Source organism: Massilia sp. Leaf139 (genome assembly GCF_001424165.1).
GTDB lineage: Bacteria > Pseudomonadota > Gammaproteobacteria > Burkholderiales > Burkholderiaceae_D > Telluria.
Genome location: NZ_LMOJ01000002.1, coordinates 1 through 16,235, shown reverse-complemented (window position 1 = coordinate 16,235; position 16,235 = coordinate 1). Strand labels below are relative to the sequence as shown.

Annotated in this window: 12 protein-coding genes; 5 read left to right on the top strand and 7 right to left on the bottom strand. The window is 64.1% G+C overall.

What is annotated here, in order from left to right; translation table 11 throughout:
- Positions 1-59 precede the first annotated feature (59 nt).
- Positions 60-512 carry an acyl-CoA thioesterase gene (locus ASF77_RS06545; protein WP_056336529.1) on the top strand — a complete coding sequence of 151 codons (453 nt, stop codon included), beginning with the start codon at positions 60-62 and terminating at the stop codon, positions 510-512.
- 3 nt (positions 513-515) lie between these two features.
- Positions 516-2,078, top strand: coding sequence for an alkaline phosphatase (locus ASF77_RS06540; RefSeq protein ID WP_056336527.1), 1,563 nt, complete (start codon positions 516-518; stop codon positions 2,076-2,078).
- 214 nt (positions 2,079-2,292) lie between these two features.
- Here the strand turns inward: ASF77_RS06540 and ASF77_RS06535 are convergent, their stop codons facing one another.
- The 4 genes from ASF77_RS06535 to ASF77_RS06520 all read right to left on the bottom strand — a co-directional run bounded on the left by ASF77_RS06535 (position 2,293) and on the right by ASF77_RS06520 (position 9,150).
- On the bottom strand, positions 2,293-3,975 hold the full coding sequence (locus ASF77_RS06535; RefSeq protein ID WP_056336524.1) for a long-chain-fatty-acid--CoA ligase: 1,683 nt from the start codon (positions 3,973-3,975) through the stop codon (positions 2,293-2,295).
- Positions 3,976-4,076: 101 nt separating this feature from the next.
- The gene (locus tag ASF77_RS06530) at positions 4,077-5,774 is read right to left on the bottom strand and encodes a long-chain fatty acid--CoA ligase (RefSeq protein ID WP_056336521.1); all 1,698 of its coding nucleotides are present in this window, start codon (positions 5,772-5,774) and stop codon (positions 4,077-4,079) included.
- Positions 5,775-5,939: 165 nt separating this feature from the next.
- Complete coding sequence (locus ASF77_RS06525; protein ID WP_229445287.1) at positions 5,940-7,061, bottom strand: aminopeptidase; 1,122 nt, start codon at positions 7,059-7,061, stop codon at positions 5,940-5,942.
- The gene (locus ASF77_RS06520) at positions 7,042-9,150 is read right to left on the bottom strand and encodes a molybdopterin-dependent oxidoreductase (protein WP_056336518.1); all 2,109 of its coding nucleotides are present in this window, start codon (positions 9,148-9,150) and stop codon (positions 7,042-7,044) included. The genes ASF77_RS06525 and ASF77_RS06520 overlap by 20 nt, the downstream gene beginning before the upstream one ends.
- Positions 9,151-9,311: 161 nt before the next feature.
- Here ASF77_RS06520 and ASF77_RS06515 point away from each other — a divergent pair, with 161 nt between their 5' ends.
- Positions 9,312-10,505: a M20 aminoacylase family protein gene (locus ASF77_RS06515; protein WP_056336515.1), complete on the top strand. Its 1,194-nt coding sequence runs from the start codon at positions 9,312-9,314 to the stop codon at positions 10,503-10,505.
- A 144-nt stretch (positions 10,506-10,649) separates the two neighbouring features.
- Here the strand turns inward: ASF77_RS06515 and ASF77_RS06510 are convergent, their stop codons facing one another.
- The gene (locus tag ASF77_RS06510) at positions 10,650-11,549 is read right to left on the bottom strand and encodes an NAD(P)-dependent oxidoreductase (RefSeq protein ID WP_082493616.1); all 900 of its coding nucleotides are present in this window, start codon (positions 11,547-11,549) and stop codon (positions 10,650-10,652) included.
- Between the two features lie 117 nt (positions 11,550-11,666).
- On the opposite strand from ASF77_RS06510, the gene ASF77_RS06505 reads away from it, so the two are divergent.
- Together ASF77_RS06505 and ASF77_RS06500 are read left to right on the top strand one after the other, a co-directional pair.
- A complete protein-coding gene (locus ASF77_RS06505; RefSeq protein WP_056336512.1) occupies positions 11,667-12,224 on the top strand; it encodes an acyloxyacyl hydrolase in 558 nt (185 codons plus the stop codon).
- 126 nt (positions 12,225-12,350) lie between these two features.
- Positions 12,351-13,781: a DHA2 family efflux MFS transporter permease subunit gene (locus tag ASF77_RS06500; RefSeq protein WP_056336509.1), complete on the top strand. Its 1,431-nt coding sequence runs from the start codon at positions 12,351-12,353 to the stop codon at positions 13,779-13,781.
- A 6-nt stretch (positions 13,782-13,787) separates the two neighbouring features.
- On the opposite strand, the gene ASF77_RS06495 is transcribed toward ASF77_RS06500, so the two are convergent.
- Entirely contained in the window at positions 13,788-14,084 is a 297-nt protein-coding gene (locus tag ASF77_RS06495) for a hypothetical protein (RefSeq protein WP_056336506.1), read from the bottom strand.
- 189 nt (positions 14,085-14,273) lie between these two features.
- Positions 14,274-15,959 carry a hypothetical protein gene (locus ASF77_RS06490; RefSeq protein WP_156648766.1) on the bottom strand — a complete coding sequence of 562 codons (1,686 nt, stop codon included), beginning with the start codon at positions 15,957-15,959 and terminating at the stop codon, positions 14,274-14,276.
- Between the last annotated feature and the right edge of the window lie 276 nt (positions 15,960-16,235).

The following is a 16,235-nucleotide window of genomic DNA, read 5'->3' as shown; positions in this document are numbered from 1 at the left end:
AGGGATCCGGGATCTATGGTTCAATTCGGGACGATTGTAGCTTTTCACGAGAATTCAAGATGACCACGCCAGAAAACACCGCGCCCGCCAGCAGCAACCCGAACACGAACCGTCTGCCGGAAGGAAAAATGCCGCAGCTGCGCGTGATGCCGGGCCCGCCCGATGCGAACGTGTATGGCGATGTCTTCGGCGGCTGGATCATGGCCCAGGTCGACATCGCCGGTTCGCTGCCGGCCACCCGCCGCGCCAACGGCCGCGTCGCCACCATCGCGGTGAATTCCTTCCTGTTCAAGAACCCGGTGTTCGTCGGCGACCTGCTGTCGTTTTACGCCGATATCGTCAAGGTAGGCAACACCTCGATCACCGTGTATGTCGAGGTGTATGCCGAGCGCAACCGCCTGCAGTCGAACATCGTGAAAGTCACCGAAGCGACGCTGACCTATGTCGCCACCGGCCCCGATCGCAAGCCGCGCCAGCTGCCGCCGATCGAATCGCTGATCTCGCACCAGTAAACGATGCTGGAGGCGCGCCGCGGCTTCCTGCTCGACGCGGCGCGCCTGGCCGCGGCCGCCACGGCGGGCACGTCTTTCAATGCGCAGGCCGCGGGCAGCTCGTATCCCTTCTCGCTTGGCGTCGCCTCCGGCTCGCCGCTGCCCCATTCCGTCATCCTCTGGACGCGCATCCTGCCCGATCCGCTGAACGCGGCATCGGCGCCGCCACTGGCCCTGACGCTGCGCTGGGAAGTGGCCGAGGACGAGGCTTTTCGCAAGATCGCCGCGGCCGGCAGCGCGGTCGCTTCTCCTGCCCTGGCGCACAGCGTGCACGTCGATGCGGTCGGCTTGCAGCCGGCGCGATGGTACTGGTACCGCTTCATGCTGGGCGACGCCGTCAGTCCGGTCGGTCGCACGCGCACCGCGCCGGCGGGCGACGCCTTGCCCTCTTCGCTGAAACTGGCGGTGGCCTCCTGCCAGCACTGGGAGTTCGGCCACTACGCCGCGCACCGCCACATCGCGGCCGCCGCGCCCGACCTGGTCGCCTTCCTCGGTGATTACATCTATGAGTGGGGCCCCTACCAGCTGCGCCATCCGCAGCGCGCGATCCGCAGCGACGAATCGTTCACGCTGGCGCAGTACCGCGCGCGCTATGCGCAATACAAGAGCGACCGCGACCTGCAGGCGGCGCACCAAGCCGCGCCCTGGATCGTGACCTGGGACGACCACGAGGTCGCCAACGACTACGCCGGCGACATCGACGAGCGCTTGTCCGGCGGCTTCGCCGCGCGCCGCGCCGCCGCCTACCAGGCCTTTTACGAACACATGCCGCTGCGCCTACCGCCGCCGAATGGACGCTTCGGCAGCCTGCGCATGTATCAGCGCCACGACTGGGGCCGCCTGGCGCGCTTCCACGTGCTCGACAACCGCCAGTACCGCTCGGCCCTGCCCTGCTCGAAACCGGGACGCGGCGGCTCGAACGTGGTACTGGCGCGCGCCTGCGAAGCCCTGCGCGACCCAAGCCGCACGATGCTGGGGGCCGAACAGGAAGCCTGGCTGGCGCAGGGCCTGCACTCCTCGCGCGCGCACTGGAACATCCTGGCCCAGCAGACGCCGCTGGCGCAGTCGAGCGGCGTGCCGATCCGCGCGCCCGACGACGGCCGCTTCTGGACGGATGGATGGGATGGCTATCCGGCGGCGCGGCGGCGCCTGCTCGACACGCTGGCCAGTAGCGGCGCGAAGAATCCGCTGGTGCTGGCGGGCGACGTGCACACCTTTTATGCGAGCACATTGCGGCGCGATTTCAATCGGCCGGTGTCGAAGGCGAACCCGGTGCTTGCCGCGGAATTGTGCGGCACCTCGATCACCTCGAGTTCACGGCCGCAGGGACGCACGCAGGAGAATGTCGAGCGCAATCCGCACATGCTGTACGGGCGCAGCGACCGGCGCGGCTACATGCTGGTGGAGCTGACGCCGCGCGGGGCGCAGGCGCGTTTCATGGGCTTGGACGATGTGCGCGATGCGGGCTCGGGGCAAGCGGAGCTGGCGGCGTTTGCGGTGGGGGCGGGGCGGATCGAGCGGGTGTGAGCGTATCGTTCGACCGGTGCGATTCGAACGTTTTTATCGCGGTGCGGATGATGCGGACGCGTGGGCTCGGGGAGCCCACCCTACGGTGCGCAAGCACCCGCGGCAGGTGCAAAGCGTAGGGGTCATTGAGGCCAATGGCCTCAATGACGGGTTCACCGGGCTCTCCAAGCCCACGCGGATCAACGGGTGATCACCCCAGGTGCCGATTAGATGGTCAGGCGCTCTGCTTCTCATCCCGCAATTCACGCCGCAGGATCTTGCCGACATTGGTCTTCGGCAGCGTATCGCGGAACTCGATGGTGCGCGGACGTTTATAACCGGTCAGCTCTTCCTTGCAGAACTCCATCAGCGTCTCGACGGTGAGCGACGCGTCCTTCTTGACCACATACAGCTTCACCGCTTCGCCCGAGTGTTTATCCGGCACGCCGACGCAGGCTACTTCCAGCACGCCCGGGTGCGAAGCGACGACGTTCTCGACTTCGTTCGGGTACACATTGAAGCCCGAGACCAGGATCATGTCCTTCTTGCGGTCGACGATGCGGGTGTAGCCGCGTTCGTCCATGATGCCGATGTCGCCGGTCTTCATGAAGCCGTCCGCCGTCATGACCTTGGCCGTCTCGTCGTCGCGCTTCCAGTAGCCGGCCATCACCTGCGGGCCGCGCACGGCGATTTCGCCGGACTGGCCGAAGGGGACAGGTTTGTCCGCTTCGTCGAGGATCAGCACTTCGGTCGACGGCAGCGGCAGGCCGATGGTGCCGGTGAAATCGGTGATGTCGCAGCGGTTTGCGGTGACCACCGGCGAGGTCTCGGACAAGCCATAACCTTCGACGATCGGGGTGCCGGTGATCTTGAGCCACTTGTCGGCCACCGCCTGCTGCACCGCCATGCCGCCGCCCGGGCACACCAGGTAGGTGGAGTGATCCAGGTTGGCGAAGGCCGGCTGGTTGACCAGGCCGTTATACAGCGTGTTCACAGCCGGGAACACGTTGATCTTGTACTTGCCCAGTTCCTTGATGAAGCCGTCCATGTCGCGCGGGTTCGGGATCAGGACGTTCATCGCGCCCAGGCGCATGCCCAGCAGCGCGCAGACGGTCAGCGCATAGATGTGGTACAGCGGCAGCGCGCACATGAATTCGAGCTGCTTGTCGCTTGGTGCGCGGCCCAGCGACGGGCCGAACCAGGCTTCGTTCTGCAGCACGTTGGCCAGCACGTTGCGGTGCAGCAGGACGGCGCCCTTCGAGACGCCCGTGGTGCCGCCGGTGTACTGCAGGAAGGCGATGTCGTCGTGGCCGAGTTTCACGGGCTTGAAGGTCAGGCGCGCGCCTTCGGCCAGCATTTTCTTGAAGCCGATCGCGCCCGGCAGCGACCAGGCCGGCACCATCTTTTTGACTTTACGGACGACGAAGTTGACGATCGTGCCCTTCACGCCGCCGAGCAGGTCGCCCATGGTGCCGACGATGACGTGCTTCACCGGCGTGTTGGCGATCACCTGTTCCACCGTGTGGGCGAAGTTTTCCAGCACCACCAGCGCCTCGGCGCCCGAGTCCTTCAGCTGGTGCTGCAGTTCGCGCGGGGTGTAGAGCGGGTTGACGTTGACGATGGTATAACCGCCGCGCAGGGCCGCCGCCATCGCCACCGGGTATTGCAGCACGTTGGGCAGCATGATCGCCACGCGCGCACCCGGCTGCAGGCCGCGGCTTTGCAGCCAGGCCGCCATCTGCGCCGACAGGCGATCGAGCTCGCCGTAAGTCAGCGTCTTGTCCATGCAGGCAAAGGCGTTCTGGGCCGCGTACTTGCGGAAGGACTCTTCCAGCAAATGGGTGAGTGAGCGGTACTGCGTCGGGTCGATCTCCGCCGGTACGCCCCCCTGGTACGACTTGAGCCAAAACTTGTCCATCTGTGCCTCGCCTTCTTAAAACTTTGTGTCCAATAAAAATGCAAAGCCGCCCGTTTTGACGGGCGGCTTTGCCAGCCGGACGCAATGCGACTAACGCGTCGTCAAGCTGCTTGCTTTTGCTTCTGCTGCTGTTCGTCGCGCAGCGCGCGCCGCAGGATCTTGCCGACGTTCGTCTTCGGCAGTTCGTCGCGGAATTCGATGAACTTCGGCTTCTTGTAGCCGGTGAACTGCTGCTTGCAGTAGTCCATCAGCACCGCTTCGGTCAGGGCCGGATCCTTCTTGACCACGAAGACCTTCACTGCCTCGCCCGAGTGCTCGTCCGGCACCCCGACGACCGCGCATTCGAGCACGCCCGGGTGGCCGGCGATCACGCCTTCGAGTTCATTCGGGTAGACGTTAAAGCCCGACACCAGGATCATGTCCTTCTTGCGGTCGACGATTTTCACGTAGCCGCGTTCGTCCATGGTGCCGATGTCGCCCGACTTGAAGAAGCCGTCGGCCGTCATGACCTTGGCCGTTTCGTCCGGACGGTTCCAGTAGCCGGCCATCACCTGCGGGCCGCGGATCGCGATCTCGCCGGGCTGGCCCAGCGGTACCGGCTTGCCGTCGTCGTCCAGGATGGCGATGTCGGTCGACGGCACCGGCAGGCCGATGCTGCCGGTGAAACCGGTTTCGTCCGAGCGGTTGCAGGTGGCGACCGGTGCGGTTTCCGACAGGCCGTAACCCTCGATGATACTCTTGCCGGTGATCTGCTTCCACTTGTCGTTGACCGCCTGCTGCACGGCCATGCCGCCGCCGTTCGCGGTTTTCAGCTGCGAGAAGTCGAGGCTGGCGAAGTCAGGGTGATTGACCAGCGCGTTGTACAGGGTGTTCACAGCCGGCAGCATGGTGAACTTGTACTTGCCCAGTTCCTTGATGAAGCCCGGGATGTCGCGCGGATTCGGGATCAGGACGTTCAGGGCGCCGGTGCGCATGCCGAACAGGGCGCAGGCCGTCAGCGCGAAGATGTGGTACAGCGGCAGCGCGCAGATGATGGTCTGGAACTCCACGTGCGGCGGCTGCGCCAGCGCCGGCTCGCCCCAGGCTTCGGTCTGCAGCACATTGGCGATCACGTTGCGGTGGGTGAGCGTGGCGCCCTTCGAGACGCCCGTGGTACCGCCGGTGTACTGCAGGAAGGCGATGTCGGACTGGGTCAGCGCCGGTTTCGAAAACGGCATCTTGGCGCCCTGCGCCATGGCATCCTTGAAGCGCACCATGTTCGGCAGCGCGAACTCGGGCACCATCTTCTTCACGTTACGCACGACGAAGTTGACCAGCATGCCTTTGGCGCCGCCCAGCATTTCGCCCATGCTGGCCACGACCACGTGGCGCACCGGCGTATTCTTGAGCACCTGCTCGACCGTGTGCGCGAAGTTCTCGAGCACGATGATCGCTTCGCTGCCCGAATCCTTCAGCTGGTGTTCGAGTTCGCGCGGCGTGTAGAGCGGATTGACGTTGACGACGGTGTAGCCGGCACGCAGGATGGCGGCGATCGCGACCGGGTACTGGAGGATGTTCGGCATCATCACCGCCACCCGCGCGCCCTTACTCATGCCACGGCTTTGCAGCCAGGCGCCGAGGCGCTTCGAGCACGCGTCGAGCTCGGCATACGTGAGGAACTTGTCCATGCAGACGTACGCGTTGTTTTGCGCGAACTTCTGGAAGGACTCTTCCAGCAGGTGGACGAGCGAGGTGTACTGTTCGGGATTGATTTCCGCGGGTACGCCAGGGGGATACGACTTCAGCCAAAGTTTGTCCATCAGGTGCCTCTGTCTCCAATAGGATTGTCATCGTCCGTGGGCGCAATTTCGCAACGCGAACGACACCCACGCCGTACATTATGCGTTTGTTATTGATGCTATCGGGCAGCGCCCGCATAAGCAAGCGCTTTTGGCGAGATTGGAACAGGCACTCTACGGCAGGGTTTATGGCATGGCCGCATTGGTGCGTTGCACCATGAAATTCGCCGGTGGCGAACTCACGTCGATCAGCTTCAGTGCCGCCTGCCGCTCGCCCTTGTCCAGCTTCGCCAGCCGGTTCACTTTACTGTAAAACGCGCGGAAATCCTTTTCCTTTCTGAGCATCGCGCGGAAGGCCGGCACGTAGTCGTTATAGGTGGCGATCGAGGCCAGGTGCGCATTCGAGAGCGGCTCGGCGAAGAAGCGGTCGTAGCCGGCATAGCCGCCCCAGTTCGCCTTCAGCACCTGGTATTCCTCCTTCAGGGCGATGAACAGGCGCGCCTTGCCGATGCGCTTTTGTTCGTCGGGGATGATGGCGGCGTAGGTGCGTTCCAGCTCTTTCCGGTACTTCAGCAGCAATGCCAGGAAATCCTTGCGCCGCACCGAATAGCGCGCGTAACCATCGCGCATCGCCGGATTGCCGAAACGCTCCAGCCACAATTCGACGCCGGCCTCTTCCACCGCGCTGGCGAAGGATTCGTTGAAGCGCGAATCGCCCTGCACATAGGTCACCTGGTGCGCCAGTTCGTGGAAGATCATGCGCGCCAGTTCGGCATCGGGATAGTTGATGAAGGTGGAAATCAGCGGGTCGCTGAACCAGCCGAGGGTCGAATAGGCACTCACGCCGCCGACTTCGACGTCGCGGCCTTCGGCGCGCAGTTGCCTGGCATAGGCCTGCGCGTCTTCCTTGCTGTAGTAGCCGCGGTAGTTCACGCAACCGGCGACCGGGAAACACCATTGCAGCGGTTTCAGGGACAATTCCGGCGTGGCGACGACGTTCCACAGCACGTACTGGCGTTTCAAGGCGGCGTAGTTTTTATAGCTGCCGTTGTCGGGCAAGCCCATTTGCTGGACGGCGAAGCGGCGGATCTGGCGCGCCGTTTCCAGGCGATGGCGCAGCGTCGTGTTGGTGGCCGGATCGGCCAGCCAGTCATCGATGGGTCGTGCGTCGGAGAGGAGTTCGAGTTGGCCCTGGGCGGCCTGGGTGTAGTAATTCAGAGTAGAACAACTGGCAAGCATGCCGGCAGCGGCGCCCAGAACGAGCGCGCGCCGGAACAACGAGGAGAGTTTAGGGGATGGAATCTTCATGTCCGGGTCGCGGTGCGGCTTTTTCGACCTGCACCAGGGTGTCGTAGAAAGTGGGCGCCCGACCCATGTCGGTCAGGCGCTGGCTGGTCACTTCGTTGGCGTTCTTGCCGTCCTTGGCGAGTTTCTTCCACCAGATCGACAAGCCCACCACGAGGCCCGGTCGCGCTTTCTCGGTCACGCGCGCCTTGGCAATAAAAGAGCCGCGGTCGTTAAAAATACGCGCCATGTCACCGTGGGCGATGCCGCGCATTGCGGCGTCGTTCGGGTGGATGTCGAGGTGCGGCTCGCCCTCGGTTGCGCGTAGGCTCTGTACATTGACAAAGGTTGAGTTCAGGAAGTTCCGTGCCGGCGGAGAAATCATCCCCAACGGATATTTCTTCGCTAATTCAGGATTCGAAGCCGCCGATTCGTAGGGGGCAATATAGGCCGGCAGCGGATCGAGGCCATCCTGCGCCATCGATGCCGAGTAAAACTCGCACTTGCCCGAGGGTGTGGGGAAACCGCCCTCGGCAAAAGGCGCGTCGGGCATGTTCAGCTTTTGCCAGCCCTTCTGCTTCAGCGCTTCCCAGTCGAAGTGGATTGCGCGCGTGTGGGTTTTGTCGAAGGCTTGCGCGGCCAGTTCGTCGTCGGATTCGGTGAAGCAGTCATCCGTAAAACCCATGCGCGCGGCCAGCAGGCGGAAGATTTCGCTGTTCGGCTTGGCTTCGCCCATCGGTGCAATGGCGGCGTTGTTCGCCATCATGTACAGGTGGCCATAAGCCAGGTGCGCATCGACGTGTTCGAGCTGGGTCGTGGCCGGCAGCAGGATGTCGGCGTAATCCGCGCTGTCGGTCTGGAACTGTTCCAGCACCACCGTGAACAGATCCTCGCGCTCGAAGCCCTGCTGTACCTTGGCCGAATCCGGGGCAATTGCCAGCGGGTTGGCGTTGTAGACGATGACGGCTTCCACCTGCGGGCCGAACTCCGGCGACGCCGGTTTCAATAAATCGTCGCCGATGGTGGTCATGTTGATCGTGCGCGGCGTGCGGCCGGCCAGCAGATCCGGGCGCTGCAGCTTGGCTTTGTTGGCCGGGAAGGACCCGGAGGTGGAGAGCTGGATGCCGCCGGCCGCATGGCGCCAGGCGCCGACCAGGGCCGGCAGGCAGCTCATGTTGCGCACCGCCATGCCGCCGCCGCGCGCACGCTGCACACCATAGTTGCAGCGGATCGCCACCGGCTCGCCGCGCTGCGCCGTACTTCCGTACAGGCGCGCCAGATCGACGATTTCCTGCGCGCTGATGCCGCAGGTCTCGGCGGTGCGCTCCGGCGTCCACTCGGCCGCGCGTTCCCTCAGTTCCTCGAAGCCGAGCGTGTAGTTGGCGATGTAGTCGTGGTCGAGCAGGTCTTCCGCGATCAGCACGTGCATCAGGCCGAGCGCGAAGGCGGCGTCGGTGCCGGGCAGCAGCGCGATGTGCTCGTGACATTTTTCGGCCGTCAGCGAGCGGTAGGGGTCGATGGCGATCAGCTTGGCGCCGCGGCGCTTCGCTTCCTGGGCGCGCATCCAGAAGTGCAGGTTCGAGGCGATCGGATTGCCGCCCCAGATGAGGATCAGCTTGGCATCCTGGAACTGCTCCATGTCGGTGCCGATCGAGGCGCCGATCGTGTATTTGTAGCCGGTGAAGCCGGCGGTCGCGCAGATCGTCCGGTCGAGCAGCGAGGCGCCCAGCTTGTTAAAGAAGCGCATCGACATCGCTTCGCCCTGTACCAGGCCCATGGTGCCGCAATAGCTGTAAGGCAGGATGGCTTGCGGATCGTGTGCCGCGATCGGTTTCAGACGCGCGGCGATTTCATCGAGCGCGGCGTCCCAGCTGATGCGTTCGAACTTCCCTTCTCCCTTCTTGCCGACGCGGCGCATCGGGTAGAGCACGCGATCCGGCGAATAGGTGCGCTCGACATAGCGCGCCACCTTCGTGCACAGCACGCCGGCCGTGGTCGGATGCTCCGGATCGCCGCGCACTTCGGTCGCCACACCGTCTTCGACGGTGACGAGCAGGGCACAGGTATCGGGGCAATCGTGGGGGCAGGCAGCGCGGACTTGGGTGATGGACATCGGGTTCAATTCTCGGGAAAAACGTCGACAAACCAATACTTTATCTGATTCAGCCGGGGCCGGTGGCCGACGCCGTTACCGGGTATGGATTTCCCATGTTGAGGCGGGCTACAATGGTTTACAACACTTGCATTCATGTCCATGCAAACAGGGAGAACAAGATGAGACTCGTGGAACCTATCCTGGCGTTTCAGACGGAACTGGAGCACATCCGCCGCGACCTGCACGCCCATCCGGAACTCTGCTACGAAGAACACCGCACTGCCGACACCGTCGCCGCGCGCCTGGAAGACTGGGGCATTCCGACCGTACGCGGACTGGGCGGCACCGGCGTGGTCGGCATTGTCAAAAACGGCACATCGAACCGCGCGATCGGCCTGCGCGCCGACATGGATGCGCTGCCGATGCAGGAACTCAACACATTTGACCATGCGTCGCGCCACCCCGGCAAGATGCATGCATGCGGCCACGACGGCCACACGGCGATGTTGCTGGGCGCAGCCCACTATTTGTCGCGTCACCGCAACTTCGACGGCACGGTCTACCTGATTTTCCAGCCGGCCGAGGAAGGCGGCGCCGGCGCCCGGCGCATGATGGACGATGGCCTGTTTGACCAGTTTCCGATGGATGCCGTCTATGGCATGCACAACTGGCCAGGTCTGCCCGCGGGCAGCTTCGGCGTAATTCCGGGGCCGATGATGGCGTCGAGTAACGAGTTCCGCGTGGTCGTCAAAGGCAAGGGCGCGCACGCGGCGCAGCCGCACCGCGGCATCGATCCGGTGATGGTGGCGGTGCAGATCGCGCAGGCCTGGCAAACGATCGTCTCGCGCGAAAAGAATCCGCTCGAGACGGCCGTGCTATCGATCACGCAAATCCACGCCGGCAGCGCGACCAACGTGATTCCCGACGAAGCAGTCATGATCGGCACCGTGCGCACCTTCTCGAACGCCGTACTCGACCTGATCGAGACGCGCATGGAGCAGATGGCGAATGCGATCGCCGCCGGTTTCAATGCGGGCATCGACTTCGGCTTCAAGCGCAACTACCCACCGCTGATCAACCATCCCGAGCAGACCGCGTTTGCCATCGAGGCGATGCGCGCGGTCGTGGGCGTCGCCAACGTGAACACGGCCGTCGAGCCGACCATGGGGGCGGAGGATTTTGCCTTCATGCTGCAGGCGAAGCCGGGATGCTATGTGTTCATCGGGAATGGCGACGGCGAGCACCGTGCAGGCGGACACGGGCTGGGGCCATGTCAGCTGCATAACGGGAGTTATGATTTCAATGACCAGCTGTTGCCGATCGGGGCGAGTTATTGGGTGCGCTTGGTCGAGACCGGATTGCCGGTGGGGTGAAATAGAGGCGCCACCACGCGTGGGGTGTTGACGCGGGCATGCCCGCCCTACGGTGCACCGCAGCCCGTGGCCGATGCGTACCGTAGGGCGGGCATGCCCGCGTTTCGTGCCCATGCTTACCGCAACGCCAGCAACGCCTATCTGCTACGGCAACACATCCGCCCCATGTCCCACCCGCTGCCCCGGATTGATCCGCTCCAGCGCCAGCAAGGCCGCCGCATGATCCGCCCCACCCAACAGGTCTTCGATCATCTCGTAACTACGCGTGGCCGCCGCCGTCATCGGCAACACCAGCCCCGCCTCTCCCGCCGCCGCCAGCACGTTGCGCATGTCCTTCAACTGGCTTTTCACCTGCCCGCCCGGCACGAAATTCCGATCGAGCATGCGCTGGCCATGCACTTCCAGGATGCGGCTGCCGGCAAAGCCGCCGCGGATCGCCTCGCGCACGGCGGCCGGATCGGCGCCGGCTGCCTGCGCCAGCAGCAGGGCTTCGGCCACGACGTTGATGGTGGCGCCGACGATCAGCTGGTTGCACAGCTTCGCCACCTGGCCGCTGCCGCCCGGCCCGACCAGCTGCGCACTGCCGAGCACGGCGAACAGCGGCGCCGCCTCGTCGAAATCGTGCAGGCTGCCGCCGGCCATGATGGCAAGCGTGCCCCCCTCTGCGCCGCCGACGCCGCCCGACACCGGCGCGTCGAGAAAGCGCATGCCCTGCTCCACCAGGCGCGCATGGCAGCACAGCGCCTCGTCGTGACGCGTCGAACTCATGTCGATCCACAGGGTGCCGGGCGCCATGCCGGGCAGCGCGGCCTCGATGACTTCTTGCACAACCGCGCCGTCGGCCAGCATCGACACGACGATCTTCGCTCCTGTGACAGCATCAAGGGTCGATGCGCCGGCGACGGCGCCGCTTGCAGTGAGCGCCTGCGCCTTGGCCGGGTTCCGGTTCCAGGCACGCAGCGGATACCCCGCCGCACAAAGGCGAGTGGCCATCGGCCCGCCCATCAGTCCGATACCAAGAAATGCGACAACTGGAAGCGCCATACGGTTCCCTTGTACTATTTGATGAGCGATCACGTGGTTTTGTTAATACTAGTACAATAATTGAACGCACCAGCATGGATTGGTGCCCTACTGACGATCGCAATTACGAAAGCAATTATGTTCTCTATTCAAAAAATCGGGGCCATTCTTGGGGTGGCCGCTGCCCTGGTGGCCACGCAGGCCGGCGCCGCCGACAACGGCTGGGTCGACTCGGCATCCTTCGAATTCGGCACGGGCGCCAAAGTACGCATGGCGCGCGTGGCCGTACAGAAGAACTGGGAGTCGCGCTGGTTCGCCTCCAACGGCCGCCATCTGTCCGGCTACTGGGACTTGTCGGCCGCCTATTGGCGCGGCACCGCCTACCGCAACCAGCCGGGACAAGAGCAGAACATCGCCGTGGTCGGCATCACGCCGGTGGCGCGCTACCAGCGCGACGACAAGCTCGGCTGGTATGTCGAGGCCGGCATCGGCGCCAACCTGTTCTCCGAGCTGTACAACAACGACGACAACCGGCTTTCGACCGCCTTCCAGTTCGGCGACCACCTCGGCATCGGCTACGTCACGCCGACCAAGTGGGATTTCAGCGTCAAGATCCAGCACTATTCGAACGCCAGCATCAAGCGCCCCAACAGCGGCGTGAATTTCCTGGTAGTCGGCGCGCGCTACCAGTTCTGAAACGGGGTTGGAGGGCGCGAGCGGACGCTGTCGGTACGGCGTCCGCTTGAAATCGGCATCGCATGATTTATGTGACAATCCGAACAAGCATGCGCACCCGTGCGTGCCAAGTCGGATGAGGCCCGTTTGGATAGTTCCACCGTCAAGACTTATTTGCCCTGGCTCGTCGCTACTGCCCTGTTCATGGAGCAGCTCGACGCCACGGTCGTCAACACCGCCATTCCCAGCATCGCAGCCAGCCTCGGCGTCACGCCGCTGAGCCTGAAGTCGGTCGTCACCAGCTATATCCTCGGCTTGGCCGTCGGCATTCCGGTCAGCGGCTGGATGGCCGACCGCTTCGGCACGCGCCGCGTCTTCCTGATCGCCATCGGCATTTTCACCCTAGCCTCGGTGCTGTGCGGGCTGGCGCCCAGCGCCAACATGATGACGGCGGCGCGCCTGCTGCAGGGTCTGGGTGGGGCGATGATGATGCCGGTCGGTCGCCTCGCCATCGTACGTACCTTCCCCAAGTCCGAACTGCTGGGCGCGATGAACTTCGTCATCATCCCGGCCCTGATCGGCCCGCTGCTGGGCCCGACCGTGGGCGGCCTGATCGTGCACTGGACGTCCTGGCGCGCGATCTTCTTCATCAACGTGCCCTTCGGCCTGATCGCCATGTACCTGGTCTGGCGCCACATGCCGGACTACCACGGCGACGCGCGCCGTCCGCTCGACGTGATCGGCCTGATCCTGTTCAGCTCCGGCACCGCCATCCTGTCCTGGCTGCTGGAAGTGTTCGGCGAGCATACGCTCAGCACCACCACCATGAGCCTGCTGCTGGCGCTGTCGATCGGCCTGCTCGCCGCCTATGCGCTGCACGCCAGCCGCATCCAGTTCCCGCTGCTGCGCCTGGCGCTGCTGCGGGTGCGTACCTTCCGCATCTCGGTGGTCGGCGGTTTCGTCACGCGCCTGGGCGTGGGCGGCCTGCCCTTCCTGCTGCCCTTGCTGTACCAGCTCGGGCTCGGCCTGCCGGCCTGGCAGTCGGGCTTGCTGATGATGCCGTCGGCGGCCGCCGCCATGGGCATGAAGCTGATCGCCCCGAAAGTGCTGGCCCGCTTCGGCTACCGCCAGGTGCTGGTGTTCAACACCCTGTTCATCGGCCTGACGATCGCGTTATACGGGATGGTGGGACGCGACACCCCGCTGGCGGCCATCGTCGCCATCAGCTTGATGCAGGGCTTCTTCAATTCGCTGCAGTTTTCCAGCATGAACACGCTGGCCTATGCCGATATCGAGGCGGGCGACACCAGCATGGCGAGCACGATTTCAAGCTCGTTCCAGCAATTGTCGATGAGTTTCGGCCTGGCGGCAGGCTCGCTCGTCACCGCCTGGTTCCTGGGCCGCGTGCCGCAAACGAACCAGGCGCTGGTGACCGGCGCCCTGCACCACGCGTTCTGGGCGCTGTCCATCATGACGATCGTATCGGCGGGGATTTTCTGGCGGCTGCGGCGCCAGGACGGCGACAGCATCAGCCGCGGCCGTGCCGTCGCCAAGGAAGCCGAACCGGTAGCGCAATAAGGCAGTTCAAATGCCGGTGGCCGGCGTTTCCGTCGTCAGGCGCGCCAGCAGCCGTTCGCGGTTATTCATGACGAAGCCGATGAAGACGTGTTCCTTGATCGCCAGGCGCACGATCCCGGGCAGGAGCGGATAGCAGAACACGGCGACTTTGCGCACCGCCTCGTCGTTCGCCAGCGCCGCGCGCGCGGCCGGGGCGCTGCCGCCCAGCATCGGCATCAGCGAGGCGCGGTGGCGCGAGACGATGGCGTTGAAGGGCGCACTCAGCTTGTCGGCCAGGGCGGTTTGGTCGGACAGGGTATCCATGGGCTTCTCCAGAGTGAATAAACTAGGAAGTTTGCCGCTTGGAAAATTATCCGGGATGAGCTGAAGCAATCGGCCGGCGTCTGTACCCGGGTCGATGCCGAATACAGACGCGGAATTTGTCTAGGGAGGATGCGGCAGCCTGCGGCTGCGTTCCGGGAACCGCGATCGCCGGGCGGTAGCGGGTGACGCTTACTCCACCGTTTCCAGCACGGCAGCAGGCTTGTTCGCCGGTTTCCGGCTCACCTTGCGACGGCGCCAGGTTAGGGCCGCCAGCACGCCGCCTGCACCGATGCCGGCGATCGGCCAGGGTACCGGGGATGGGTCGGCCTCTGGCGTAAAACCGCTGTCCTGCAGGGCTGCCGGGAAGGGACGCGCGTCAACCGGGACGATCTTCCAGTCGGCCTGGTCTTCCGGCACCCGTGCGCGGAATTCGTTGAAGGAGAACACCGGCGCCGAGCCGGGCGCGCGGCTGGAGGGAATCTGCGGAATCCGTACCAGCACGATCGCCTCGATATCGTCGCGCAGCTGCTTTTCATAAGCGGACAGCGCGCGCCCCGGTGCGCCGTTGGCGCCGACGATGCGCAGCAGATCCTGGCCCATCGCGTCGAACGCGACCGCCGGCAGCAGCCGGGTCTGCTCTTCGTTCAGGTAATCGTAGATGTTGCGGCCGCTGCTGAGGCTGGCGTCCTTGGCCGCCACATAGGCGTACGCGCCCAGCGATTTCAGGGGCGCCGTCGGCCCGCGCTCAGGGAGGTGCCAGCCGAGCGCCTTGAAGACGTCGACGCTGATGCCGGTGCAGTTGGCGGCGGCGTGGCGGTAGCGGAAGTCGTGCCGATAAAAGTGGTTGAACACGCGCTGCACGCCGCCCTGGTAGGCGACGGCCGCGCGCGCATTATTCAGGACGGCAACCAGCATGACCGATGGGCGGTAGTACTGCTGCCCGCTGTTCAGATCCATCAGGTAGTTATCCATCGGTACCGTCGCGGCGAGGATGCCCTTCTCGCTGACGGAGTCCAGGTTATAAAAATTGTTGACGGCCCATTGCGACCAGTCACCCTTGGCGCCGAAGCGGCCAGTCGCGATGGCGAAATGGCCGCCGAGCGATTCGTCGTCGTCGCCCTGGGCGCCGTTGAGCATGACGCCGAGTACCGGCTTGTCCTGCCAGGCACGCGCCTGGCCGGGACGGCGTTCCCATAACAGGCGCGTCTCGATGCCGGCGTTGGGCTTGCCGGGTTCGCGTACGAAGGCGGTCAATTCGTCTGCGTTGTTCAGAGGGCGGCTGTTGAGTTGTGCGCTGTCGATCGCGAAATCGGCGGGCCAGATGGTGCGCGCGGTGAACACCGGCTGTCCGTTTGCCTGGCCGACGGTGCCGCGTATCCGTACCTCTCGTCCTTTGAAGTAAGCGGCGCTGGCTTCGTTGAAATAGGAGCGGTTGGTGGAGAGCTTCGGGGCCAGTTTCAATGCGAGCTCCTGGCCGGCGGCGGTGCGTACGCCTTGTGCGCCTGGCAGGATGGTCGCGCCCTCGAGGATGTTCGGGGCGCCGATCCAGACTATCGAAGGTTGGGCCAGCCGCGCTGCCTCGGGCGTTGTTGCCCATTGCGCGACATCGCCGTTCCTGTCGCCGCCCTTCGTGAAACCGGCAGCGGCTGCCGCGCTGGCCGGTACGGCAATCAGCTCGTTCTCGAAATACCAGAGGTTTTGTTTGGGGATGGGGCAGTCAGCGCATTGTCCGCTGCGCAGACGGAAACCGTCGGCGGGCAGCAGTCCGATCGATTCGCCCTGCAGTGCATTTTTGACGCCGGCAGGGGTGCTTGCGTCGGCCTGAGCAGCGATCAGGAGGAGTCCAGCGGCAATACTGAGGAGGGTGCGTTGCATGCTCATTCCCGTTTCGGCAAAAGTAAAAACCTAGCCTTAATGATGCCGTAGGGAATTGATATATGCCATTAAAAATGAATAGGTGAACAATAAGAGACAAAATGCAGGTGTTGAAGACCTACAAATTAAAAGCGATAGACGAAAAAAAACCCGCTGATCGTAATCAGCGGGTTTTTCTCTTATAACTAGCCTGACGATAACCTACTTTCACACTGGTTGCAGCACTATCATCGGCGCAAAGTCGTTTCACGGTCCTGTTCGGGATGGGAAGGGGTG

Excerpts from the sequence above, each read along its gene's own strand:
- ASF77_RS06545 (WP_056336529.1), top strand. The coding sequence starts at position 60 with ATGACCACGCCAGAAAACACCGCGCCCGCCAGCAGCAACCCGAACACG.
- ASF77_RS06540 (WP_056336527.1), top strand. The coding sequence starts at position 516 with ATGCTGGAGGCGCGCCGCGGCTTCCTGCTCGACGCGGCGCGCCTGGCC.
- ASF77_RS06535 (WP_056336524.1), bottom strand. The coding sequence starts at position 3,975 with ATGGACAAGTTTTGGCTCAAGTCGTACCAGGGGGGCGTACCGGCGGAG.
- ASF77_RS06530 (WP_056336521.1), bottom strand. The coding sequence starts at position 5,774 with ATGGACAAACTTTGGCTGAAGTCGTATCCCCCTGGCGTACCCGCGGAA.
- ASF77_RS06525 (WP_229445287.1), bottom strand. The coding sequence starts at position 7,061 with ATGAAGATTCCATCCCCTAAACTCTCCTCGTTGTTCCGGCGCGCGCTC.
- ASF77_RS06520 (WP_056336518.1), bottom strand. The coding sequence starts at position 9,150 with ATGTCCATCACCCAAGTCCGCGCTGCCTGCCCCCACGATTGCCCCGAT.
- ASF77_RS06515 (WP_056336515.1), top strand. The coding sequence starts at position 9,312 with ATGAGACTCGTGGAACCTATCCTGGCGTTTCAGACGGAACTGGAGCAC.
- ASF77_RS06510 (WP_082493616.1), bottom strand. The coding sequence starts at position 11,549 with ATGGCGCTTCCAGTTGTCGCATTTCTTGGTATCGGACTGATGGGCGGG.
- ASF77_RS06505 (WP_056336512.1), top strand. The coding sequence starts at position 11,667 with ATGTTCTCTATTCAAAAAATCGGGGCCATTCTTGGGGTGGCCGCTGCC.
- ASF77_RS06495 (WP_056336506.1), bottom strand. The coding sequence starts at position 14,084 with ATGGATACCCTGTCCGACCAAACCGCCCTGGCCGACAAGCTGAGTGCG.
- ASF77_RS06490 (WP_156648766.1), bottom strand. The coding sequence starts at position 15,959 with ATGCAACGCACCCTCCTCAGTATTGCCGCTGGACTCCTCCTGATCGCT.